The sequence below is a fragment of the Flavobacterium fructosi genome (assembly GCF_042787335.1).
Taxonomy (GTDB): Bacteria; Bacteroidota; Bacteroidia; order Flavobacteriales; family Flavobacteriaceae; genus Flavobacterium; species Flavobacterium fructosi.
The window spans coordinates 168,175-192,167 of the sequence record NZ_JBHZQA010000002.1 but is presented as its reverse complement, the minus strand read 5'-3'; the positions used below and the strand labels follow the sequence as shown (position 1 = coordinate 192,167).

The 23,993-nt window shown below is 35.8% G+C and carries 18 protein-coding genes and 1 tRNA gene; 14 read left to right on the top strand and 5 right to left on the bottom strand.

Going from position 1 to position 23,993, the window contains the following annotated elements; all coding sequences use genetic code 11:
• Window positions 1-31: 31 nt before the first annotated feature.
• The 9 genes from ACFX5D_RS03745 (at window position 32) to ACFX5D_RS03705 (ending at window position 12,521) form a co-directional block, all read left to right on the top strand.
• Window positions 32-1,024, top strand: a complete 993-nt coding sequence (locus ACFX5D_RS03745; RefSeq protein WP_379856918.1) for a glycoside hydrolase family 43 protein — start codon at window positions 32-34, stop codon at window positions 1,022-1,024.
• Between the two features lie 14 nt (window positions 1,025-1,038).
• Entirely contained in the window at window positions 1,039-2,034 is a 996-nt protein-coding gene (locus tag ACFX5D_RS03740) for a glycoside hydrolase family 43 protein (protein ID WP_379856917.1), read from the top strand.
• Window positions 2,035-2,139: 105 nt separating this feature from the next.
• Window positions 2,140-3,120, top strand: a complete 981-nt coding sequence (locus ACFX5D_RS03735; RefSeq protein ID WP_379856916.1) for an arabinan endo-1,5-alpha-L-arabinosidase — start codon at window positions 2,140-2,142, stop codon at window positions 3,118-3,120.
• 32 nt (window positions 3,121-3,152) lie between these two features.
• Window positions 3,153-5,120, top strand: a complete 1,968-nt coding sequence (locus ACFX5D_RS03730) for a glycoside hydrolase family 127 protein (RefSeq protein ID WP_379856915.1) — start codon at window positions 3,153-3,155, stop codon at window positions 5,118-5,120.
• A gap of 92 nt (window positions 5,121-5,212) precedes the next feature.
• On the top strand, window positions 5,213-7,198 hold the full coding sequence (locus ACFX5D_RS03725) for an alpha-L-arabinofuranosidase C-terminal domain-containing protein (RefSeq protein ID WP_379856914.1): 1,986 nt from the start codon (window positions 5,213-5,215) through the stop codon (window positions 7,196-7,198).
• Window positions 7,199-7,365: 167 nt separating this feature from the next.
• The gene (locus ACFX5D_RS03720; protein ID WP_379856913.1) at window positions 7,366-9,057 is read left to right on the top strand and encodes a ribulokinase; all 1,692 of its coding nucleotides are present in this window, start codon (window positions 7,366-7,368) and stop codon (window positions 9,055-9,057) included.
• On the top strand, window positions 9,050-9,742 hold the full coding sequence (locus tag ACFX5D_RS03715; protein ID WP_379856912.1) for an L-ribulose-5-phosphate 4-epimerase: 693 nt from the start codon (window positions 9,050-9,052) through the stop codon (window positions 9,740-9,742). The genes ACFX5D_RS03720 and ACFX5D_RS03715 overlap by 8 nt, the downstream gene beginning before the upstream one ends.
• A 57-nt stretch (window positions 9,743-9,799) precedes the next feature.
• A complete protein-coding gene (gene araA / locus ACFX5D_RS03710) occupies window positions 9,800-11,314 on the top strand; it encodes an L-arabinose isomerase (RefSeq protein WP_379856911.1) in 1,515 nt (504 codons plus the stop codon).
• A gap of 19 nt (window positions 11,315-11,333) precedes the next feature.
• Window positions 11,334-12,521, top strand: coding sequence for an aldose epimerase family protein (locus ACFX5D_RS03705; protein ID WP_379856910.1), 1,188 nt, complete (start codon window positions 11,334-11,336; stop codon window positions 12,519-12,521).
• A 274-nt stretch (window positions 12,522-12,795) separates the two neighbouring features.
• Here the strand turns inward: ACFX5D_RS03705 and ACFX5D_RS03700 are convergent, their stop codons facing one another.
• The 4 genes from ACFX5D_RS03700 to ACFX5D_RS03685 all read right to left on the bottom strand — a co-directional run bounded on the left by ACFX5D_RS03700 (window position 12,796) and on the right by ACFX5D_RS03685 (window position 16,567).
• Window positions 12,796-13,422, bottom strand: coding sequence for a hypothetical protein (locus tag ACFX5D_RS03700; protein ID WP_379856909.1), 627 nt, complete (start codon window positions 13,420-13,422; stop codon window positions 12,796-12,798).
• A gap of 373 nt (window positions 13,423-13,795) precedes the next feature.
• On the bottom strand, window positions 13,796-15,715 hold the full coding sequence (locus ACFX5D_RS03695; protein WP_379856908.1) for a glycoside hydrolase family 97 protein: 1,920 nt from the start codon (window positions 15,713-15,715) through the stop codon (window positions 13,796-13,798).
• A gap of 236 nt (window positions 15,716-15,951) precedes the next feature.
• Entirely contained in the window at window positions 15,952-16,257 is a 306-nt protein-coding gene (locus tag ACFX5D_RS03690; RefSeq protein ID WP_379856907.1) for a hypothetical protein, read from the bottom strand.
• A gap of 230 nt (window positions 16,258-16,487) precedes the next feature.
• Window positions 16,488-16,567: transfer RNA gene (locus ACFX5D_RS03685), tRNA-Leu, on the bottom strand.
• 291 nt (window positions 16,568-16,858) lie between these two features.
• Between ACFX5D_RS03685 and ACFX5D_RS03680 the strand changes: the two genes are divergently transcribed.
• The 3 genes from ACFX5D_RS03680 (at window position 16,859) to pth (ending at window position 19,474) form a co-directional block, all read left to right on the top strand.
• Window positions 16,859-17,800, top strand: coding sequence for a ribose-phosphate pyrophosphokinase (locus ACFX5D_RS03680; RefSeq protein ID WP_379856906.1), 942 nt, complete (start codon window positions 16,859-16,861; stop codon window positions 17,798-17,800).
• 106 nt (window positions 17,801-17,906) lie between these two features.
• Entirely contained in the window at window positions 17,907-18,518 is a 612-nt protein-coding gene (locus ACFX5D_RS03675) for a 50S ribosomal protein L25/general stress protein Ctc (protein ID WP_379856905.1), read from the top strand.
• Window positions 18,519-18,799: 281 nt separating this feature from the next.
• Window positions 18,800-19,474: an aminoacyl-tRNA hydrolase gene (gene pth / locus ACFX5D_RS03670; RefSeq protein WP_379856904.1), complete on the top strand. Its 675-nt coding sequence runs from the start codon at window positions 18,800-18,802 to the stop codon at window positions 19,472-19,474.
• 51 nt (window positions 19,475-19,525) lie between these two features.
• Here pth and ACFX5D_RS03665 read toward each other — a convergent pair whose 3' ends face one another.
• On the bottom strand, window positions 19,526-22,204 hold the full coding sequence (locus tag ACFX5D_RS03665) for a zinc-dependent metalloprotease (RefSeq protein WP_379856903.1): 2,679 nt from the start codon (window positions 22,202-22,204) through the stop codon (window positions 19,526-19,528).
• Between the two features lie 215 nt (window positions 22,205-22,419).
• Here ACFX5D_RS03665 and ACFX5D_RS03660 point away from each other — a divergent pair, with 215 nt between their 5' ends.
• Both ACFX5D_RS03660 and ACFX5D_RS03655 read left to right on the top strand, forming a co-directional pair.
• Window positions 22,420-23,349 (top strand): bifunctional riboflavin kinase/FAD synthetase, encoded by a 930-nt coding sequence (locus tag ACFX5D_RS03660; protein ID WP_379856902.1) that lies wholly within the window; start codon window positions 22,420-22,422, stop codon window positions 23,347-23,349.
• Window positions 23,350-23,468: 119 nt separating this feature from the next.
• Window positions 23,469-23,912 carry a hypothetical protein gene (locus ACFX5D_RS03655; protein ID WP_379856901.1) on the top strand — a complete coding sequence of 148 codons (444 nt, stop codon included), beginning with the start codon at window positions 23,469-23,471 and terminating at the stop codon, window positions 23,910-23,912.
• The last annotated feature ends 81 nt before the right edge of the window (window positions 23,913-23,993 follow it).

The window sequence follows — 23,993 nt, the reverse complement described above, 5'->3', positions numbered from 1 at the left end:
ATATAATAACCCCATCTAAAAAACGTAAAGCATGCACAAAAATATAGCAATACTAACAATCTCTTCAATCCTTCTCTTATCCTCTTGTGATAAAAACAACACTGACAACACCATTATTAATGACATTCCAAAAATAACTGTGATTAATAACAATCCTATAATAGATCACATTTTTACCGCAGATCCAGCGGCCTTAGTGCATAACGAAACCGTTTATATTTATACTGGACATGACGAACAAGTGTATGCTACAAATGGTTTTTTGATGAAAGATTGGCATATATTTTCCTCTAAAAACATGGTAGATTGGAAAGATCATGGAGCTGCTTTATCACTTTCAGCATTTGCTTGGGCAAAAGCAGATGCATGGGCTGGACAATGTGTGGAAAGAGCAGGTAAATTTTACTGGTACGTTCCCATCGCGCACAAAACAATTGGATGGTTTGGCATAGGAGTAGCTGTATCAGATACACCAACTGGTCCCTTCTCAGATGCTATAGGCGCCGCACTAATAACGGATAAAACTCCAAATTCTATTGAATTAAATATAGACCCAACTGTTTTTGTAGATGATGATGGCAAGGCCTATTTGTATTGGGGAGGTTTTGGACATTGCCGAATGGTAAAATTAAAAGACAATATGATCGAACTTGATGGAGACGTCGCAGATGTTCCAGGGTTAACAGGATTTACCGAAGCTCCTTGGTTACATAAAAGAAATGGCATTTATTATTTAAGCTTTGCTTCTGGATTTCCAGAAAAAATTAGTTACGCTACAAGCTCAAGCCCTTTAGGTCCATGGACATACAAAGGAGTCGTAAATGATCTCGTAAAAAATTCCCCGACCAATCATCAGTCTATAATCGAATTTAAAAATCAGTCTTATTTTATTTATCACAATGGCGGATTACATTCTGGCGGTGAATACAGAAGATCCGTATGTGTTGACTCCTTATTTTACAATTCTGACGGAACCATGAAACAAGTAAAACAAACGACTAAAGGAGTTGGTAAAGTTTTATAACTAAAATAAAAAACATGAAAAATCTATTTTTAGCACTATTTACTTTTGCAATGCTGTCTTCTTGCAAAACAATAAAATCTAACGGAAATTCCGCTTACGCCAATGATAAAAAACCGAATGCAACATCGCTTATTAACAACCCCATTATAAAAGATAAATATACTGGTGATCCTGCAGCTTTGGTTTACAAAGACAAAGTATATCTTTATGCAGGACACGATGAAGCGCCAAATGATTTCAATTTTTATAAAATGAATGAATGGTTGGTATATTCGTCATCGGATATGGTACATTGGGAGGAACATTCCGTACCGCTCAAAGTGACTGATTTTGCCTGGGCAAAATCCGATGCTTGGGCTTCTCAAGTTATTGAACGCAACGGAAAATTTTATTGGTATGTAACCGTTTCACATGGAGCCATCAATGGGAAAGCCATAGGTGTTGGTGTTTCTGACAGTCCTACAGGACCTTTCAAGGATGCGATAGGAAAAGCACTCGTTACTAATGATATGACCACACAAACCACGATTGATTGGGATGACATTGATCCAACAGTCCTAATTGATGATGATGGTCAAGCCTACCTATTTTGGGGAAATACCGTTTGTCATTATGCCAAATTAAAATCAAACATGACTGAACTCGATGGTCCAATACAAACCATCTCTTTACCCAGTTTTACAGAAGCACCTTGGATTCATAAAAAAAACGATTGGTATTATTTATCGTATGCGTATCAGTTTCCAGAAAAAATCGCTTATGCCATGAGCAAGTCAATCAATGGGCCATGGGAATACAAAGGAATTTTGAATGAACTCGCTGGAAACTCCAATACAAATCATCAAGCAATTATTGAGTTTAAAGGAAAAGATTATTTTATTTATCACAATGGTGCTACTCAACCTAACGGTGGCAGTTTTAGAAGGTCTGTGTGCGTAGACCGTTTGTATTATAACAAAGATGGAACTATGAAACGAGTAATTATGACGTCAGAAGGGATAACATATTAGGCAGATTGAGTCTCAGTTGCAAAATTGCATTTGAACATAATCTTTTAATAAAACCATTTATACTTACATTTTCTTAAATGCCTTATATCGTTAAAAAAGCAAAACATGAAATTACACCACCAAATACAAAATCTAATCTTTCTCTTAACACTATTAATTAGCTGTCTATCATTTGCCCAAGACATTACCGTTCATGACCCGGTAATGATTAAACAAAAAGACACCTACTATATTTACTGTACAGGTCAAGGAATTAGCGTTTTTAGTTCTAAAGACTTGAAAAACTGGAATCCGGAACCTGCAATATTTAAAGAAAAACCTGTTTGGATTGATTCCGTAGTTCCAGATTTTAAAAATCACATTTGGGCACCAGATGTTTCCTTTCACAACAACACTTATTATTTGTATTACTCAGTCTCCGCTTTCGCAAAAAATACTTCGGCGATAGCGCTGGCTACTAATACCACTTTAGACCCAAAAGACCCAGCTTACAAGTGGGTCGATCACGGAATTGTAATCCGATCCATTCCTAACCGTGATATGTGGAATGCAATAGATCCAAATTTAACATTCGATGAAAATAACGTTCCTTGGTTGGCTTTTGGCTCTTTTTGGGATGGTTTGAAAATGGTGAAATTAAGTCCCGATCTTAAATCAATTGCTCAACCTGAAGAATGGCATACGATAGCCAGACGCAAACGAACCTTCGAATTAGCAGATACTGACCCCGGCGATGCTGCTTTAGAAGCTCCTTTTGTATTTAGAAAAAATGGTTATTATTACTTGTTCCTTTCTTGGGATTTGTGTTGCCGAGGTGAAAACAGCACCTACAAAGTAGTGGTGGGAAGATCAAAAAATATAATTGGACCTTATGTCGATAAAGACGGCAAACTATTAACTGAAGGCGGAGGTTCTCTACTGATTCAAGGAGATAAAAACTGGTACGGAGCAGGTCACAACAGCACCTACACTTTTGACGGGAAAGATTACATTGTTTTTCATGCCTATGAAATCAAAAATAATGGAAGACCAAAATTAGTAATCAAAGAATTACAATGGGATGCCAATTTATGGCCTAAGTTCTAGATTAAATACATAATTGATTAATATTAGGTAAAATGATCTTGATAAAAAAAACACTACTTTCAATTTCTGTATTAATGACCGTTTACGGACATAGTCAACAGCATTCAGGGAATCCAAATACAACAAAAATATCAAGTTATAATATTACCCCCGTAAACATTCAGAATGTAAAATTAACTGATGCGTTTTGGTTACCTATAATAAAAAAGGTCCAGGGAAAAACCATCGAATATGCTATTCATAAATGTGAAGAAGAAGGACGCCTTGATAATTTTTTAATTGCAGGCGGTAAAATGAAAGGAACCGTAAAAGGACAAATGCCTTTTGACGATACTGACGTATACAAAATCATCGAAGGCGCTTCAAACACATTGATTAGCGAGCCCAACCAAAAACTAGAAAATCTACTGGATTCACTCATCAGCATTGTGAAAATTGGTCAGGAAAAAGATGGCTATCTTACGACTTGGAGAACTATAAATCCAGCTAAACCACCAGCTCCATGGGTTCCCGTGATAGAAGGTAAGCGTTGGGAATCCCTACAAATAAGTCATGAATTATACAACTCAGGCCATCTGATAGAAGCTGCCGTGGTGCATTATCAAGCTACCGGAAAAAGAAATTTCTTGGATATAGCCATCAAAAATGCGGATCTGTTAGTCCGTACTTTTGGCGATGGTGCAAACCAAGTTCATGGTGTTCCCGGCCATCAAATTGTAGAAACTGGTTTGGTAAAACTGTATAAAATCACCAAAAATAAAGCGTATTTAAATTTAGCCAAATACTACCTGGACAATAGAGGAAATTCAAAAAATCATAAATTATACGGAGCCTATTCGCAAGATGACATTCCTGTTATTCAACAAAAAGAAGCGGTGGGTCATGCCGTAAGAGCGGTGTATATGTACGCCGGAATGACGGACATAGCCGTTATAGAAAATGACAAAGCCTACGGTGATGCGGTGAATAATTTATGGAGCAACATGGTCAACAAAAAAATGTACATAACTGGTGGTATTGGCGCTATACATGAAGGCGAAGCCTTTGGAGAAAACTACGAATTACCAAATCTTACCGCTTATAACGAAACCTGCGCTGCTATAGGAAATGTATATTGGAATCACAGACTGCATAATTTATCTGGCAGTTCTGATTATTTTGATGTCATTGAACGCACTTTATATAACGGATTAATCTCTGGATTGTCTTTAGACGGAAAAAAATTCTTTTATCCAAATGCATTAGAATCAGATGGGGTTTATAAATTCAACCGTGGCGAATGCACGCGTCAATCTTGGTTTGATTGTTCTTGTTGTCCAACCAATTTAATTCGGTTTATTCCTTCAATTCCGGGATTGATTTATTCGACAACTAAAGATGTGCTTTATGTTAATTTATATGCGTCCAATACAGCAAAAATAGCTTTAGAAAACACAAAGTTGGAAATTTCACAAAAAACAAATTATCCTTGGGATGGCAAAGTCACACTTGCCGTTTCTCCAAAAAAAGAGGCTAAATTCACAATAAAATTACGTATCCCAGGCTGGGCGAGAAACCAAGTATTACTAGGAGATTTATACCATTATAAAAACACGGCGGCGGCAAAAACTTCCGTTTTTATAGACGGAAAACGTATAGTCTATAGAGAAGACGCAGGATATATTATCATTACCAGAAAATGGAAAAAAGGAGAAACAATAGTGCTAGATCTCCCCATGGAAGTGAAAGAAGTCGTAACTAATACAAAAGTAGCAGGCAATATTGGAAAAGTAGCTTTAGAATACGGACCACTTGTATATGCTATTGAGGAAATTGACAATGCAACCGCTTTTGATAAAATTGCTATCAATGCAAATGATCCTTTCGAAGTTAAAAAAGAATCCAATCTTCTAGAAGGTGTGAATACTATTCAAAACAAAAAATTAAAAGCTATTCCATATTATTCCTGGTCTAATAGAGGCGTTGGAAAAATGAAAGTATGGATCGATTATAAGAAGTAAAAAAATAGATACCTAGAAAATATATAAATCATTAAAGTTTGAAAGTGTAAAAACACCACTTTAGACTGTAAGCCTTAAATAAATATACGAAAATGAAACCAAATTTAATTATCAAAATTACCCTTTGCGGCCTGTTACTAAATGGTATATACGCCAATGCCCAAAAAACAAATCTCAAAGTAAATACCAGCAAAACAATTACTAAAATTCAACCAACGATGTATGGTGCCTTTTTTGAAGACATCAATTTTGCTGCTGATGGGGGATTGTATGCTGAAATGATCAAGAACCGTTCTTTTGAATTTGACACACCGCTTATGGGCTGGGAACAACCCAATAGTGACACCCATTCTTTCAATACAGCATCCGGTATTGCCACAACTATCAAAGCATTAGAAAACAAAACAAATCCTAGTTTTTGTAGAGTTCTCGTAAATAATGACAAAGGATTTGAAATAATTAATACAGGATTTAGAGGAATGGGAATTAAGAAAGATGCTCAATACAATCTTTCTCTAAAAGCAGCGAATCACAATGGCGCTATCAAAAAAATCATTATCCAATTTATTGATAAAAACAAAAAAGTTTTAGGCGAAACCACCATCATACCGACATCCAATGACTGGAAAGGGTATTCTGCTCAATTTACAGCAACCCAAACCGAAGCAAAAGCACAATTGAAAATCACTTTTGAAGGAAGTGGAACTATCGATTTAGATATGATTTCCCTATTCCCGGAAGACACTTGGAACCATCGAAAAAATGGTTTACGAAAAGACATTGTACAATTATTATATGATATGAAACCAGGATTTTTAAGATTTCCCGGAGGTTGTATCGTTGAAGGAAGAACATTGGCACAACGCTACCAATGGAAAAAAACCGTGGGTGATGTAGAAAAAAGAGAGACATTAATCAACCGATGGAACACCGAATTCACACATAAACCAGCACCGGATTATTTCCAAACTTTTGGATTGGGATTTTATGAATATTTCCAACTTTCCGAAGATCTCGGCGCACAACCATTACCTATTTTAAGTTGTGGAATGGCTTGTCAGTTCAATACTGGAGAATTAGTTCCAATGGATGAATTAGATCCCTACGTGCAAGATGCTCTGGATTTAATCGAATTTGCAAATGGTGACGTTGAAACTCCTTGGGGTAGAATCCGTTCAGAAATGGGACATCCAAAACCTTTCAACTTAAAACTTATTGGTGTTGGAAATGAGCAATGGGGTCCTCAATACATCGAAAGATTTAAAGTATTTGAAAAAGCCATAAAATCAAAATATCCAAAAATGACTATCGTTTCAGGAGCCGGTCCATTTCCAGAAGGTGATTATTTTGATTATGGTATGCAGGAACTTAAAAAATTAAATGCCGAAATCGTTGATGAACATTATTATAAAAACCCACAATGGTTTAGAGAAAATGCAACTCGTTATGACAAATACGACAGAAAAGGACCTAAAGTTTTTGCAGGAGAATATGCCGCTCAAAGTGTTGCTATTGCAAGCCCTGATAATAAAAACAACTGGGAATGTGCATTTTCTGAAGCCGCTTTCATGACTGGCTTAGAAAGAAATGCCGAAGTGGTAAACCTAACTTCCTATGCCCCATTAATGGCTCATGAAGAAGCTTGGCAATGGACACCGGATTTACTTTGGTTCAATAATTTAGAAGCTTATGGTTCTGCTAATTATTATGTTCAAAAATTATTTTCAACCAATAAGGGAACTGACTTAATTGCAATTACCAAAGACGGAAAACCAGTAACGGGACAAAATAATTTATTTGCTTCAGCGGTAAAAGATGTAAATACAAAAGAAGTAATTGTAAAATTGGTTAATACCTCTGCAACTGCACAAGAGGTAATTATTGATTTAAAAGGAAGCAAATTAGCCTCAAAAGGAACTCTTATAACACTTACTAGTGCGAACCTGGAAGACGAAAATTCTTTTGCTGCACCTAAAAAAATAAGTCCTACAGAAAAGGAATTTAAGTTAAAAGGTGACAAGGCCCAAACAAGCCTTCCAGCCTATTCAGTAACAGTTTTGAAGTTAAAGATGAAATAATCGCAATAGAATAAATGTATAGTAAAGAATTATTATTTATTCTATTTCCAAACTGCTTTATTTCTGCAGTTTTAATAAAAATTACACTGCTAAATTAAATTAAGTGTTTTTTGTACACTTATAAATTATTTATCCTATATTTGTTATTACAATTAAAAGAATCTAGAATGAAAAATTATGTTATTGGATTAGACTATGGAACAGATTCTGTTCGAGCGATGTTAATAGACACTGAAAATGGACAAGAAATTGCATCAAATGTATGTCAATACAAGCGCTGGAAAAACAAGGAATATTGTAACGCATCTATAAATCAGTTTCGTCAACATCCTTTAGATCATATCGAAGGATTAGAAACCACTATAAAATATGTTGTTGAAAACAGCAATGTAGACCCTTCACTTATACGAAGTATTTGCATCGACACAACCGGTTCTTCCCCTGTACCAGTTACTGAAGACGGGACACCTTTAGCTTTGACAAAAGGTTTTGAGAACAATCCTAATGCCATGATGGTATTATGGAAAGATCATACTGCTATACATGAAGCAAATGAAATCAATGAACTTGCCGCTACTTGGGGTGGAGAAAATTTCACAAAATATGTTGGTGGAATTTATTCTTCAGAATGGTTTTGGGCAAAAATTCTTCACATAGCCAAACAAGACGAAGCAGTAAAAAATGCGGCTTACACTTGGATGGAACATTGTGATTTAATGACGTATTTATTGATTGAGGATAAAGACTTAAAAACCTTTAAAAGAAGCCGTTGCGCGGCGGGTCATAAAGCGATGTGGCATGAAGACTGGAATGGTTTACCTCCAGAAGAATTTCTGGGGAAACTACATCCTTATCTTGCGGCACTTCGCAGAAGATTGTACGATGAAACCTATACCTCAGATCTTGTGGCAGGAAATTTAAGCCAAGAATGGGCTACCCGATTGGGACTTACCACAAATACAGTTATTGCTGTTGGAACATTTGATGCGCACTCAGGTGCTGTTGGAGCAAAAATAGAAGAACATACCTTGGTTCGTGTTATGGGAACCTCAACTTGTGATATTATTATTGCTTCAGAAGAGGCAATAGGAACTAAATCAGTACGTGGAATCTGCGGACAAGTTGATGGATCAGTAATTCCCGGTTTCATTGGTTTAGAAGCTGGTCAGTCCGCTTTTGGAGATTTATTGGCTTGGTATAAAGAATTACTACTGTGGCCAACGGATCATTTATTAGCTACTTCTACCCTTTTGACAGACACTCAAAAAGAGCAACTAAAAGAAGAAATGAGCGATAATTTAATTGTAAAATTAACGGAAGAAGCAGAGAAAATCCCATTATCAGAAAGTGTTCCAATCGCCTTAGATTGGATTAACGGAAGAAGAACACCAGATGCCAATCAGGAAATAAAAAGTGCCATTTCTAATTTGTCTTTAGGAACCAAAGCACCTCATTTATTCAAATCACTAGTTAACGCAATCTGTTTTGGTTCTAAAAAAATAGTAGACCGTTTTGAAGAAGAAGGGGTAAAAATAAACAGTGTTATCGGAATCGGTGGTGTAGCGAGAAAATCTCCTTATATCATGCAGACTTTGGCTAATGTTTTGAACAAGCCAATCAAAATTGCAGCTTCTGACCAAACACCGGCATTGGGCGCAGCCATTTATGCAGCAGTTGCGGCAGGAATTTATCCTAACGTAATTGAAGCCAGTCAAAAAATGGGAAGTAATTTTGATGGAGAATATTTTCCTCAATTAGACAAAGTTGCAGCGTATCACAAGTTGTTGTTAGCGTATGACCAATTAAGTTCATTTGCAGATCCATCTCTTAAAAAACTTCAACAGGAACACTATGTATAAAGATTTAAAACAAGAATGCTACGAAGCAAATATGCAATTAAACGCATTGAATTTAGTAGTCTATACTTTTGGAAATGTAAGTGCAGTAGATAGAAAAAATGGTGTTTTTGCTATAAAACCAAGCGGCGTTCCTTACGAAGATTTAAAACCGGAAGACATTGTTATTGTAGATTTTGACAACAACATTATCGAAGGCAACATGCGTCCTTCATCGGATACAAAAACGCATGCCTATTTATATAAAAATTGGCCAAACATTGGTGGTGTGGCACATACTCACGCTACGTATTCTGTGGCTTGGGCACAAGCACAAAGAGACATTCCAATATTTGGAACAACGCATGCCGATCACTTAACATCCGATATTCCCTGTGCAGCGCCAATGGCTGACTCACTTATCGAAGGAAATTACGAACACAACACAGGAATTCAAATCTTGGATTGCTTCAAAGAAAAAAATCTTTCGTACGAAGAGGTAGAAATGGTTCTCATAGGCAATCACGGTCCTTTTGCTTGGGGAAAGAATGCAGCAAAAGCAGTTTACAACAGTAAAGTTTTAGAAGTAATAGCTGAAATGGCTCACTTAACATTACTGATAAATCCAAATGCACCAAGACTGAAAGATTCCTTAATAAAAAAACATTACGAACGTAAACACGGAAAAGACTCGTATTATGGACAGTAATTATCCAACACATTGAACAGTTAAACGATTAAACAAATAAACGATTAAACAAAAAATATGATCGATATATCTCAAAAAGAAATTTGGTTTGTAGTAGGAAGCCAAGAATTATACGGTGAAGAAACACTACGAAAAGTAGCGGAACATTCCCAACACATTGCAAAAGGATTAGATGCTTCATCACATATACCGGTAAAAATCGTGTATAAAGATGTTGTAAAATCTCCATCTCAAATTACAAATGTATGTTTAGAAGCTAATTCGAACAAAAACTGTATTGGTATTGTGGCTTGGATGCATACTTTTTCGCCAGCTAAAATGTGGATTGGCGGATTAAGTATTCTTAAAAAACCATTATGTCACTTGCATACGCAGTTCAACGCTGAAATTCCATGGGCTTCAATGGATATGGATTTTATGAACTTAAATCAATCGGCTCACGGAGACAGAGAGTTTGGTTTCATCATGTCCAGAATGCGTAAAAAACGCAAAGTGGTTGTAGGACACTGGGAAGACGAACGAGTTCAAAAAAAATTAGGCATTTGGTCCAGAGTGGTTTTAGGTTGGGATGAATTCCAAAACTTAAAAGTCGCGAGAATTGGAGACAATATGCGTGAAGTTGCAGTAACCGAAGGAGACAAAGTCGAAGCCCAAATCCGTTTTGGTTTTTCGGTAAATGGTTTCGACTCTTCGGATGTTACAAAACATATTGACATGGTTTCTGATAACGATACGAATGCACTAGTTGCAATATATGAAGCTTCGTATACTTTGGCTCCAGCCCTTCAAAAAGGAGGAGAAAAAAGAGATTCATTAGTAGAAGCCGCTAAAATAGAAATAGGACTTAGAGCTTTCCTGGAAGAAGGTGGCTTCAAAGCATTTACAGATACTTTCGAAAATCTTGGTTCATTAAAACAACTTCCTGGAATCGCAGTACAACGGCTGATGGCTGACGGATATGGTTTTGGTGGCGAAGGCGACTGGAAAACAGCGGCGATGCTTAGAGCAATGAAAGTGATGAATGTTGGTCTTGAAAACCAAGGCGGAACTTCATTCATGGAAGATTACACCTATCATTTTACACCTGAAAAATCATATGTTTTAGGTTCTCACATGCTCGAAATCTGTTCTTCTATTGCGGATGCAAAACCTTCTTGTGAAGTGCACCCACTAGGAATTGGAGGAAAAGAAGATCCGGTTCGTCTCGTATTTAATGTAGCTGCTGGAAATGCCATTAATGCTTCATTGATTGATATGGGTAATCGTTTCCGATTGATTGTAAACGAAGTAGAAGCAGTAGCGCCGATGGCTAATTTGCCTAAACTTCCTGTTGCACGTGTATTATGGGATTGCAAACCTAACCTTGATATTGCTGCAACTACATGGATTTTAGCCGGTGGTGCGCATCATACGGTGTACAGCCAAGTGCTTACAACGGAATATATGGAAGATTTTGCCGATATTGCAGGCATAGAATTGCTTGTTATCGATGAGAAAACGACTATCAGAGACTTTAAAGATAAAATTAATGCTAACGAAGCCTACTATCATTTGTTTCAGCACGGTCTATAATAACTAAAAACAAATAATTATGAATGTAATAAAGCGTTGTATTTATGGAATTTCCATTATGGGTTTGGCAAGTATGAGTATTCAATGTAAAGGAGATAAAAAGACTGGAGCCGATGAAACTGCTTTAGAAGCAAAAGCTACTGATTCAGTGTCTATAGCAAAAACAGCCTATGGCACTACGCCAAAAGGAGAAAAGGTAGAACGCTATACCCTTAAAAACCAAAAGGGAATGGAAGTAAATATCATTACTTATGGTGGTATTATTTCTTCTCTTAAAGTGCCTAATAAAGAGGGGAAATCAGAAGAAGTGGTTATTGGTTTTAATTCTTTAGAACAATACATGAAACCCAATCCGTACTTTGGAGCTATCATTGGAAGATATGGCAACCGAATTGCAAAAGGTAAGTTTACTTTAGACGGAAAAGAATATTCTTTAGCGATCAACAATGCGCCTAATGCCTTACATGGTGGCCCAGAAGGTTTTAATAGAGTCGTTTGGTCAGCTGCTGAAGCAAAAGGCGGAGACAATGCATCCTTGAAATTGAAGTATGTGAGCAAGGATATGGAAGAAGGATATCCAGGAAACTTGACCGTTTTTGTAACTTATACTTTGAAAAATGATAATTCTTTAGATGTACTTTATGAAGCGACAACTGATAAGAAAACGGTTGTGAATTTGACTCAGCATTCGTATTTTAACCTGTCTTCTGATTTTTCTAAACCCATTTTAGATCATGAAATCACGATCGATGCGGATAAATTAGTTCCTGTAGCTGCAACACTTATTCCAACAGGTAAACTAACAGATGTAACCAATACACCTTTCGATTTCAGAAAAGCGAAAGCTATTGGGGCAGAAATCGAAGCCAAAGATGAGCAAATAAAAAATGGATTGGGTTACGACCATTGCTGGGTGCTGAACAATCAAGACAAAGGAGAGCGTTTTGCAGCATCGGCTTATGACGCAGGAAGCGGCCGATTGTTGGAAGTATATACAGACCAACCGGGAATACAGTTCTATTCTGGAAACTTCTTAGACGGTACTTTACCCATGAGAAATGGCGGAACGTATGCGCGCAGAACTGGTTTTTGTTTAGAAACACAACACTATCCGGATTCACCAAATCAAAAAGATTTTCCAACCACGGTCTTAAACCCAGGTGAAAATTACAAAACAAAAACAAGCTTTAAATTCTCGGTTAAATAAAATTCGCTAACTACGTATAGATTAGTTTCTATCCTCATAAATAAGTTGAATGGTTTGGTTTAAATAGGGAACTAGTTAGTAACCCCGGAAGTTTTACTTCCGGGGTTTTTTTATGGCATTAGCCAATGTTATACTGCTGTTTTAATGTTGTGTTGAATAAATTTTTCTACTGCGAGAAGAAGCGTCCCGCTAGTCCTATTACAATTTTAGCTATTTACTTTTGAGAATGTTCACGAGGGGGAGGTTTGCGCTAGCGGGGGTCAGCGGATAGCCGTTACTGCACCATTATTTTAATCGAATCATAGCTATTCGAATCTATACCTATCAATCCATAAATAGTTTCGCCTTTTTTGATTGTTTTCCCATTAAGATCAAATTGCATTAGTTCATTTTTAAAATTCTTATTTGCTGAACTTGCTGCAATCATATTACCCCCCGCTAATCCTGGTCCTACAATCAGTCCAATAGGAAATGTGTTTGCTGGTTTAGTTTCAGTATAATAACCATTTGATTTAGTTGAAGTTCCTGAATAAAATTGAAGTGGAGATAAGAGTAAGTACCATAAATATGAAGCTGGACTTTGTTTAATAGTTTTAAATAATTTTTGAGTTTCAATTAAACTAACTTCATTACCGTTTGCATAAGAAAGCTTAAAATCTCTTCCAAAAACTATTTCTTTTTCAGTGTTATTTATAATCTTAACTGCTATGAGCTTAATATTATTTTTAGTTTCTTTCTTTTTATATTTTTTTTGTAACAAATCATATTTGTATTCTAACAAAATATTGCTTTCAATATTTTTTGACGCATAATTTATTGTTTCAGGATTTATTTTTTTATACCCAGATGCACAACTATTCAAAAGCATTGCAAAAACTAAAAGCGAACTAATTTTAATCATTTTTGTATTTATTTTAAAGTTTAATAATTTATTATCGTTTTTCTTACGATTTGCGCTAACATATAAAACAAACCCTTGTATGTACTCCCAAAATAGTTCAATTGAGAAAGGTTAGTTTCGCTTTATCTATTTTCAAATATATAAAAAATTTCTTATAAATAGTCAAAAAGACTTTATAGTTGTCACAATCAGTTGGGACTACCGTATTTATCGATTTACTACTTAAAATCTAAATTAGAAATAAAAGTTCTGGACATGCAGAATTCCCTAGCCCCGATTGCAACGGAAATCCTTTTTGTAATCCTGTCAGGGTTTACCCTGACAGGATTACAAAAAGATTGCAGTATAAAGCGAGAAATAGCTCCTAAAAAAACTAAATCTTTATGACAAAGCCACCATGGGGTTTCATAGTGATTTTTAGTTTGCTACTTTTTGATACTGTTTTTTGCTGAAATCCGTTCTCATCTTCGGCGATACTAAAACCTTTGGAATTAGTCACAAAAGACAAATCAATTTCTATTACTTTGGTAGTGGTTTCTCCGTTAATTCCAACGATATGCCATATATTATCTTTCTTTCTGGCCATGATAATGTACTTTCCCGGATAACCATCAATAAATTTAGAATCATCCCAATTAGTTGGAATGTCTTTTAAATAATCGACTACATAAGCAGGCATTTTAGCCATTCCGTAAGGCGTTTCGGCCAGGTGTTGAATTCCGGATAAGAATAAAACGGGCAAGGCTAATTCAAATGCTGGAGTTGTTTTTCGGGTAATATTTGGAATAGAATCCAAAACCATGGGTGTAAAATCCATTGGGTCAAAAACATTTCGGGCAAAAGGGAGCATGGCACAATGTGTTGGGGCTAAATCAGCAATATCTTGAAAAAAAGTAATGTATTCATATCCTTTTACCGCTTCAGTAGTCAGCAAATTTGGATAGGTGCGTTGCCAACCTCTGGGTAAAGTTGCACCGTGTAAATTGATCACTAATTTATGCGCCGCAGCATCTTTTAGCATATCATGATAATAGGAAATCATCGATTGTCCGTCGCCACCAAAAAAATCAACTTTGATTCCCGCAATTCCCATTTCATTTAGTCTGGTAAACTCCCGAACTCTGTCTGCATGGGTAATCAATTTACTCTTTGGATGGTATTCTGTACTGTTCCAAGATCCTGATGAATTGTACCAAACGAGTAATTTTACCTTTTTACCTTTGGCGTAAGCCGACAATTCTTTCATTTTTTCATCGCCTATTCGGGTATCCCAATCGGCATCTATCAAGCAATACGGCCAATTCATAGCAGCAGCATAATCAATAAATTTATGGGTAGTTTCATAATTAACCGATTCATCTTTCAATAAAACCCAGCTCCAAGACGCAATTCCGCTTTTTATAAACGAAGTGTCGGTGACCGTTGAAGGATCGGCTAGGTCTGTTCCCATCGTACTTTCGGTAATCGTTTTGAGTGACCCAATAGTAATGATGCGCCAAGGCGTGTACCAAGGCAAAACAGATTCCGGATTTAGAGCACCGTTAGGGAAAATCTCTTCTTTTTGAGGAAAAGTTACCTGCATTGCTTTGGCAGTATCATTATAAACCAATCGGGTGCCGCAATAATTGGCTTGCAATCCTGTTTCGGAAATCAAAACCCAAGTATCATTGGCATGAAACAAAGCCGGATACACCCACCCTTCGCCTATGGCGGGTTTTGTATTTACGGGAACGCCCATCGCATAATGCTCTTCATAGGAAGGATTGGTTTCTTTCCATCCTGTTTTCGCTCTAGACATGGGTTGCAACCAGGCTTTTGTAGTGGTGTCAAAATTATAAGTGGTTTTCTCTTCGACTATTTTTTTAATTGCTGTCGAAGTTTCTGGAAAATGGTATCGCAACGCAATTCCATCGTGGGATACTTGAAAAATAATATCCATTGCTTCGCCCTTAATGCTTTGCAAGCTAACGGTATATTGATTTGCCGCATAAGCGATTTTTTTTCGTTTCCCTTGCAGCATCGAATAGTTGGATTGAATTGGTTTCGATTTAGAAACAGCCACTATTTTTAAATCGGTATAAAAATTAGCATCTTCTCTAATAATCCCCAAATCAGAAGTATTGACAACCAATTTATCTTTGAAGAAAACTTTGTAAGAAGGCGTTTTCTTTGGGTTTAGACTAAATTCAATTTTTATCGTTTTATCCGAGTTGACAAAAAAATAATGGGTTGATTTCCCCACAAACGAAGTCAATGACAGCGCCAAAAAAGCTAGCAAAACTATTTTTTTCATAATTAAGTGTTTTATTTACACTTACAAGAATACGAAAATAAATTTATATAAAAAACGATGTAGATAAAATAGTATCACGGTGCTGGTTAATTATGTGGATAACGTTAGAAAAGAGATTGAAAACCAGAAAAAAAATATTTTTACACGATTTAAGACTAAACTGTCTAATAAACTTTTAACCGACTGACATCAACCCATAATTATGAGAGAACAAATTAAACTTTTGTTGATACTAGCTATTTATCAAGGAGATTTATACTGTAAACAAGATTTTCTCTTCTAAAAACTAACATGTCTGTCGATTTTTTTCGTTTCAATAAACTATCTCCAATCCTTATTTCTCCTTTATGTTTTGGGAAATAGTTTATTATTTCACTTCCATTTGAAAGTTTAAGCATTGGAGTCATATGCTCATAAACATTAACATATTTACTTATTACTCTTGACGAAAATTCTTCATTCAAAATAGCATCTCTATATTTATTTTCAAAATAGCCATAATGGCCTAATAAAATTATTAAGCCAAATACAATTAATAACATTGTACCAAGAATAATTTTATCTTTCTTGTTTAATATTTGATTGACATTACTAACCCTATTTATATTTTTTGCAACTTAAATAAAATAATAAATAACACCGTCTTATAAACTGTTCTTTCTATCCCAAACAAATACAAAGAAAAATATCACTAGCCGAATCACTTACAAAAATGAAATAACACAGCAAACATATAAAACCAAAAAAACCGCTTCTTTCGAAGCGGTTTTTGTACCCGGAGCCGGAGTCGAACCGGCACGGTTTCCCACAGGTGTTTGAGACCAGCGCGTCTACCAATTCCGCCATCCGGGCTTAGCTAGACATGAAATAACAACAGTTACTTCAACGCAATAAAAGAGGTGATTGTGTTTAAATCAACCATCAATTCCTTTAACACGGTGCAAATGTAAAAAATAATATTAAATGTTCAACTAAAAATACTTAATTTTTTCCTTTCAGAGTTGAATAAATTTTATAAATTTGCACCTCGTTAAAAACACAACACACAACTAACTACACCCGAGGCAAATACACACATACGGCTTTATACAAATAACAAAGTCAAACTGTATGGATCGCAGCGGAATAAAAACAACAAATTAAATGTCACACCTAGAACCAGAAGCTAAAATTTTTGCTTGTTCACAAAGTGTCTATCTTGCTGAAAAAATAGCAGAGCAATACGGAATCCCTTTAGGGAAAATCACCATGTCAAAATACAGTGACGGTGAATTTCAGCCTTCTTACGAAGAATCTATCAGAGGATTACGAGTTTTTATCGTTTGTTCGACTTTTCCAACTGCAGATAATTTGATGGAATTGTTATTGATGATTGATGCTGCAAAACGTGCTTCAGCAAGACACATTACGGCAGTAATTCCATACTTTGGTTGGGCAAGACAAGACAGAAAAGACAAGCCAAGAGTTCCGATAGGAGCTAAATTAGTGGCTAAATTATTAGAAAGCGCTGGAGCAACAAGAGTAATGACTATGGATTTGCACGCCGATCAAATTCAAGGATTCTTTGAAAAACCAGTAGATCACCTTTTTGCATCCACAATATTTTTGCCATATGTAAAGAGTTTAGGATTAGATAATTTAACCATTGCTTCTCCAGACATGGGTGGTTCTAAAAGAGCTTACGCTTATTCTAAATTTTTAGAATCTGACGTAGTTATTTGTTACAAACAAAGAAAAGAGGCCAATATTATTGACACCATGGAATTGATTGGTGAAGTAAAAGGTAAAAATGTAATCTTAGTAGATGACATGATTGATACCGGAGGTACTTTGGCGAAAGCCGCAGATTTAATGATGGAAAAAGGAGCATTAAGCGTTAGAGCAATATGTACTCACGCCATCTTATCCGGCAGTGCTTACGAAAAAATAGAGAATTCAAAATTATTAGAACTAATAGTTACCGATTCTATTCCATTAAAAAAAGAATCAAAAAAAATAAGAGTGTTGAGTTGTGCACCTCTTTTTGCCGAAGTTATGCACATGGTGCACCACAACAATTCCATTAGTGGAAAGTTTATAATGTAATGCATTAGTCGTAAAGTCCAATGTCTTAAAATTATAAAGTCATGCTGATAGCCAAAAGCTAAAAGCCAAACAAGTAATATTATTTAATAACTATATTTTTTTTACAATGAAATCGATTACAATTAAAGGATCAGAAAGAGAAAGCGTGGGTAAAGTTGCGACTAAAGCCCTACGTAATGCTGGATTGGTTCCTTGCGTATTATACGGAGGAAATCAGGCAGTTCATTTCTCAGCAGAAGTTATGGCTTTCAAAAACTTGGTTTACACTCCAAACGCTCACACAGTTGAGATCGATCTTGGTGAAGGAAAATCGTTTAATGCTATTTTACAAGACATTCAGGTTCACCCGGTGTCTGACAAGATTTTACATATTGACTTCTTTCAATTATTTGATGACAAAGAAATCACTATGGAAGTTCCTGTAAAAGTAGTAGGAACATCTAAAGGAGTTCTTGCTGGTGGTGTTTTACGTTTGAACACTCGCAAACTTAAAGTAAAAGCTTTACCAAAAAATCTTCCAGATTTTATTGAAGCTGACATTACTCCACTTGAAATGGGGAACAAATTGTACGTTACTAAATTAGTTAACGAAAACTACAAATTGATTCACCCTGACAACACTGTTGTTGCTCAAGTAAGAATCTCTCGTGCAGCTATGAAAGCAGCTCAAGAAGCAGCAAAAGCAGCGAAAGCTCCTGTAAAAGGAAAGAAAAAATAATATTTTTTCAATCATTCAAGAAAGCATCAGTTGTAAAACTGGTGCTTTTTTTATGCGCATTACTTTTTTATAATTAGGAGCACAAATATCTCCATTTTAATCACCACTCCTCCTGCTGTCCGTTCTATCTTTTTCTCCTGAACTTGTTTCAGGATCCTGAAACAAGTTCAGGAGAAAAAGGATGCCACTTCCATCAGGGCTATCCAGAACTATTTTGTTCTCAATAACGATTTTCTAAAAATCTAATAGTCCAATACTCTAATTAAGACTATTTTTGCAGCATGATAAAATGGATTTCAAATTTATTCTCATCACCAAAAACAGAAGACAACACGGATTGTATGAAACCAGAGGTTTACGAACACCAAAAAAACAATATAGAAAGCGTGAGTAATAAATTTTTAATAGTAGGACTCGGCAATATTGGCGCCGAATATGTAAACACTCGCCACAACGTTGGTTTTAAAATAGTGGATTTCCTGGCCCGAAAAGAAGGAGTCAACTTTGAAACTGTAAAACTGGGCACTCTTGCCGAATGCAAGTTTAAAGGAAGAACTTTTTTGCTACTCAAACCAAACACGTATATGAATTTGAGCGGTAAAGCAGTACAATACTGGATGGTCAAGGAAAACATTCCTTTAGAAAATATTTTAGTCATTACAGATGATCTAAATCTTTCGTTTGGAACCATTCGCATCAGACAAAAGGGAAGCGATGGCGGACACAACGGATTAAAAAACATCAATCTTGTGCTGAACACGCAAAACTACGCCCGATTCCGTTTTGGGATCAGTGATGAATTCAAAAAAGGAAAACAAGTTGATTATGTTCTTGGCGATTGGGACGATGCCGAAAAAATGGCACTTTCCGAGCGACTGGAATTAGCTTCCGAGATTATAAAATCATTTGGAACTGCAGGATTAGAAAACACCATGACCGCATTCAACGGAAAATAAAAAAAGGGAAACGTTTAAAACGTTTCCCTTTTTTAGTAAATTATAGTTTAATTATTCAATCATAATTTTCCTTACCTCTTTTCTGTCTCCGTCAAGCAACGTCAATAAATAAATTCCCGGTGAAGCATTTTTTAACTGAATATTCTCATTGAAATTAGTCTTATTCTCAAATTTATTTTCGTAAAGCTTTCTCCCTAACAAATCGTGCACTAATAACTTGACTCCGTTTGATGATGTACTCGTAAACTGCACGTTAAAGTTTCCTTTGCTTGGATTTGGATACAAAACAAAGTCATTAATTTCAAATTCAGGTGCATCAAGTGTAAAGGTTTGTGTGCAAATCGTAATAGAAGCCGAATTTAATGTCCCAACATCTCCTTTAAAAGCGTCTCGGATTCTAAAAGTCCAAACCCCTTCTGGGTTCTGTCCATTAAAAACCGCTAACGGTTCAAATGGAGACACGGTTTGAACATTAGTTGCAATACATGAGAGGGCATCGCCTGAATCGTCATAATTTAAGGATAAAGTATTACTGGTGGTTCCACAACTTCTTTCAAACAATTTTACCGTGGTACCTTGCGGGTTTTGAATATCTACTTGCAAATCGCTTAAATAAGAATGAGTAAAGTTAACAGACAAATTCACATCTGCGATTGTTCCGGTTGTAGCTGGAACAGTAATAGTTCTGGTAGTATAACTCGCTGATTCCGGTATAGCAAAAGGAGCAGCAAAAATATACGTAGTACAGGAGGATTTAACGGAATATCCGATCGAAAACGCTTTGCTGTTTATAGCATAATATATATTTCCGGTCGGCTCTATTAAAATTCTGCAATTTTTTGCTGTACTGGCGGGAACAGTTATCACTTCCAAACCATCATTTGGAGTATTTCCTGCTAAAGTCAGGGGAAACGTTAAACCGCCATCGGTCGAAAGCTTGATGTTTACGTTTGCTGATCCAGCCAAAGTATTTGAACCATTTACACTCCAAGTTACTGTTTGCGTTGTTCCTTGAAACCAACTTAAATTATCTGTATTTTGAGATGTTACAGCAAATGGTCCAACCGTTCCACTTACATTTACTATCATTTCATCAGTATTGGTTTGTGCCGTGCCCAACACAGCATTATCCCTTCCTGTCAACGTAAAATGCAAAGTTCTTGCAACGGAAGCCACCGATTCCCATGTGGTAGTTAACTTATTGGACAGTACTGAACTAAAAGCAGGCATATATCTAATCTTAGAACCACTGGGATAAATCGATCTAAAAAGAGGACCGTCAGGTTTAGTAGGATAAGCAATACTCTTAGCTCCGCTAGTAGTTATAGCCGTGTCATTTTGTTCCCAACAGTATGTAACGGTATCGCCGTCAATATCTGACCCTATCCCTTTTAAAATAAATGCAGTACCATTAGGTATTGTCCAATCAAGACCCGCATTAATAACGGGAGGATTATTACTTAACGCAGTATTCACAGGACATGTTTTTGTTGATAGATTATCTTGTATTTGTTTTATGCTTGCAAAGGCAAAATAATCATCTGAATTAGCTTGAATGTCATAATCACTGGTAATCCCCGCATAACCCATTATCGTAGAACCGCTCCCGGGCTCTACACTTACACCTGTCCCTTCAATGTCATAGGAGAAAGTATGATTTGCACCCAACTGATGTCCCATTTCATGCGCTACGAAATCTATATCGAAAGTATCTCCTTCTGGTTTTGAATCGCTAGGCGATGTAAATGCACTTCCTTTTCCTAATGGCACATCAGTTGAAGGATTAACACATACACAACCAATACATCCCGCATTACCACCACCACCTGAAGCACCAAATAAATGCCCAATATCATAATTCCCATTGGTAATAATATTGGTTAAAGTACTCTGCAGTTCTTGATTCCAGGCTCCTCCTACCCCTTCAGCGGCATTAGAATACGGATCTGTAGTTGCATCTGTATAAATTATATCAGTATCGTTTGCGATAATAACTAATTTTAAAGCCAAATCTTTATTAAAAACACCATTTACCCTAGACATAGTGTTATTCATAGCAATCAGTGCACCTGCTTTAGTTCCTCCATGGTACGTCGTATATTCTCCAGTGCATGACAAAGCCAATCTCAAGGTTTTAAAAATACGGTTGTTAGCTGCTATTTTGCTTGTTTTATTTAACAATTGCTTGTTTACAGCCACATCTTCTGTTTTACAACCAAAAGGCAAACCTCCTCTATCTCTGTTTTTAGAATCAAATAGAACATAAATATTCTTGTCTTTTACATACGGCTCTATAAACTCAGAACCTTCATCAGCTCTCAAAACCATAGTTTGAATTCCTTTTGGCGACATACTGAAATTTATGGATGCACTTTTGTCAGTAATACCAATCCCTGCATAAGCTCTGATTTCTGGGTATTTGGCTTGCAGTTGAGATTCGAAATTTGAAGATTCCCAAACCGAAAACCGTTCCAATTTCCCATTTTTATTTGGAATTAAAATTTCAACTCCATTTGTTTTAGATCCTTCATTTTCCAGAGAAAGCAGCGATTGCCGCAAGACCACATCGTCAAATTTGAAAAACAAATGCACTGCCGCATCCGGTGCTTTATTATTCCTATCCGACACAGTATTATTGTCCGGATTAGTCCTCGTCCAAGTAGCACTATTTTGTGCATTCATAGTTGAAGTACAAACAATAATTATCAAGAATAGTATAATTTTTTTCATGGCTGGAATTAATTAATACTCAAAATTAAAGTATTTATGTTAATCTTGAAGTTGATTGTCCCTTATTTTGAACAAAATATTAAATTTAATTTATTGGTTTATTAATTTTCTTGGCAAAATGGACTCTATCTGCAAAAATCTGTCGAAAATCAATCACTCAAACGGTTGCATTTAATATAGATAGTATAAATTTGCGCTACCATAAAATATTTGCTTTGAAGATTTTTCATTCTATAAACGATTTCAGTTCCGAAAAAAAAACTATCCTGACCTTGGGCACCTTTGACGGAGTTCATATTGGTCACAAAAAAATTCTGGAAAGGGTTATACAAAAAACAAAAAATGAGGACTATGAAAGTTTAGTCCTTACTTTTTTTCCTCACCCAAGAATGATTTTACAGGAACATTCCGATATAAAACTACTTAATACCATAAATGAAAAAATAGATTTACTCGAGCAAATAGGTGTTGAAAATCTTGTTATCCATCCTTTTGACGAGACTTTTTCGCGATTAACAGCCGAAGATTTTGTTAAAACCGTTCTTGTAAATCGATTTCGTGTTCAGAAAATAATTATTGGTCACGACCATCGATTTGGCAGAAACCGCACGGCTGATATTGACGATCTTATTGCTTTTGGAAAAGAACATGATTTCGAAGTAGAGCAAATATCCGTTCAGGAAATAAATGATATTTCGGTGAGTTCAACCAAAATCAGAACGGCATTATTCGAAGGAAACATGGATTTGGCAAATAAATATTTAGGCTACGAATACTTTCTAACTGGGATTGTTGTTAGAGGAAAACAATTGGGGAGGACTATAAATTTTCCGACAGCCAACTTACAAATTGAAGAAAACTATAAGCTTATTCCACAAAACGGGGTTTATATTGTAAAAAGTATTATCAATCAAATAACTGTTTTTGGCATGATGAACATTGGGTTTAATCCCACTGTTGGCGGTCAGAATCAGACTATAGAAATCCATTATTTTGATTTCGATGCCGATTTATATTCCCAAAAAATAACGGTCTCAATATTACACAGAATTCGTTCAGAGCAAAAATTTGAATCGGTAACACTTTTAAAAGAACAACTTGAAAAAGATGCATTAACTGCCAACACTTATATAAAGAAACTGTAGTTTTACTAGAAATTCTTTTTATAAAATTTTATAAAATATTGGTATATTTTCTGTAAATTTGAAAATCAATGTATTGTTTCTCAAATAGATATTTTTTTAATTTTTTAAAAACTAGTCGTATGAAACTGCCAAAAGAAATTTCAAATGGATTAATTATCTTCATCGGAATCGGTGCTTACTTTTTATTAATGGAGGTTTTGGGCCTCGCCGATCAGATATACCTACGTTTATTTAATGTTTTGTTCGTTTTTTACGGCACTAACAGAACTTTAAAAACCAATTTTATGGAAGGTAAAGTCATCTTGGTTTCTAATGCCGGTGGAGCCCTCTTCACCTCCCTTACAGGTGTATTTTTAAGCATTCTTGGGCTCATCACTTACAGTTACGCAAAAGGTGGCGATGCTTTTGTAAAATCATTGTCGAAAACTTTCTTATTTGGTGGAAACCCATCAGTAATGACATATTCCATTTCTTTACTTTTTGAAGGAATAGTTTCTGCCGTAATTGTTACGTTTATCCTGCTGCTAATCTGGGAAACCCACTACGCTTCAGACAAGCATTAAATTTAATTCTGAAATCGCAACACATTTCTTGATTCTTTAAAATAGAAATCCATATTTATTTTTTCGAAACCTTTTTTTAAA

Excerpts from the sequence above, each read along its gene's own strand:
- ACFX5D_RS03745 (WP_379856918.1), top strand. The coding sequence starts at position 32 with ATGCACAAAAATATAGCAATACTAACAATCTCTTCAATCCTTCTCTTA.
- ACFX5D_RS03740 (WP_379856917.1), top strand. The coding sequence starts at position 1,039 with ATGAAAAATCTATTTTTAGCACTATTTACTTTTGCAATGCTGTCTTCT.
- ACFX5D_RS03735 (WP_379856916.1), top strand. The coding sequence starts at position 2,140 with ATGAAATTACACCACCAAATACAAAATCTAATCTTTCTCTTAACACTA.
- ACFX5D_RS03730 (WP_379856915.1), top strand. The coding sequence starts at position 3,153 with ATGATCTTGATAAAAAAAACACTACTTTCAATTTCTGTATTAATGACC.
- ACFX5D_RS03725 (WP_379856914.1), top strand. The coding sequence starts at position 5,213 with ATGAAACCAAATTTAATTATCAAAATTACCCTTTGCGGCCTGTTACTA.
- ACFX5D_RS03720 (WP_379856913.1), top strand. The coding sequence starts at position 7,366 with ATGAAAAATTATGTTATTGGATTAGACTATGGAACAGATTCTGTTCGA.
- ACFX5D_RS03715 (WP_379856912.1), top strand. The coding sequence starts at position 9,050 with ATGTATAAAGATTTAAAACAAGAATGCTACGAAGCAAATATGCAATTA.
- araA (WP_379856911.1), top strand. The coding sequence starts at position 9,800 with ATGATCGATATATCTCAAAAAGAAATTTGGTTTGTAGTAGGAAGCCAA.
- ACFX5D_RS03705 (WP_379856910.1), top strand. The coding sequence starts at position 11,334 with ATGAATGTAATAAAGCGTTGTATTTATGGAATTTCCATTATGGGTTTG.
- ACFX5D_RS03700 (WP_379856909.1), bottom strand. The coding sequence starts at position 13,422 with ATGATTAAAATTAGTTCGCTTTTAGTTTTTGCAATGCTTTTGAATAGT.
- ACFX5D_RS03695 (WP_379856908.1), bottom strand. The coding sequence starts at position 15,715 with ATGAAAAAAATAGTTTTGCTAGCTTTTTTGGCGCTGTCATTGACTTCG.
- ACFX5D_RS03690 (WP_379856907.1), bottom strand. The coding sequence starts at position 16,257 with ATGTTATTAATTGTATTTGGCTTAATAATTTTATTAGGCCATTATGGC.
- ACFX5D_RS03680 (WP_379856906.1), top strand. The coding sequence starts at position 16,859 with ATGTCACACCTAGAACCAGAAGCTAAAATTTTTGCTTGTTCACAAAGT.
- ACFX5D_RS03675 (WP_379856905.1), top strand. The coding sequence starts at position 17,907 with ATGAAATCGATTACAATTAAAGGATCAGAAAGAGAAAGCGTGGGTAAA.
- pth (WP_379856904.1), top strand. The coding sequence starts at position 18,800 with ATGATAAAATGGATTTCAAATTTATTCTCATCACCAAAAACAGAAGAC.
- ACFX5D_RS03665 (WP_379856903.1), bottom strand. The coding sequence starts at position 22,204 with ATGAAAAAAATTATACTATTCTTGATAATTATTGTTTGTACTTCAACT.
- ACFX5D_RS03655 (WP_379856901.1), top strand. The coding sequence starts at position 23,469 with ATGAAACTGCCAAAAGAAATTTCAAATGGATTAATTATCTTCATCGGA.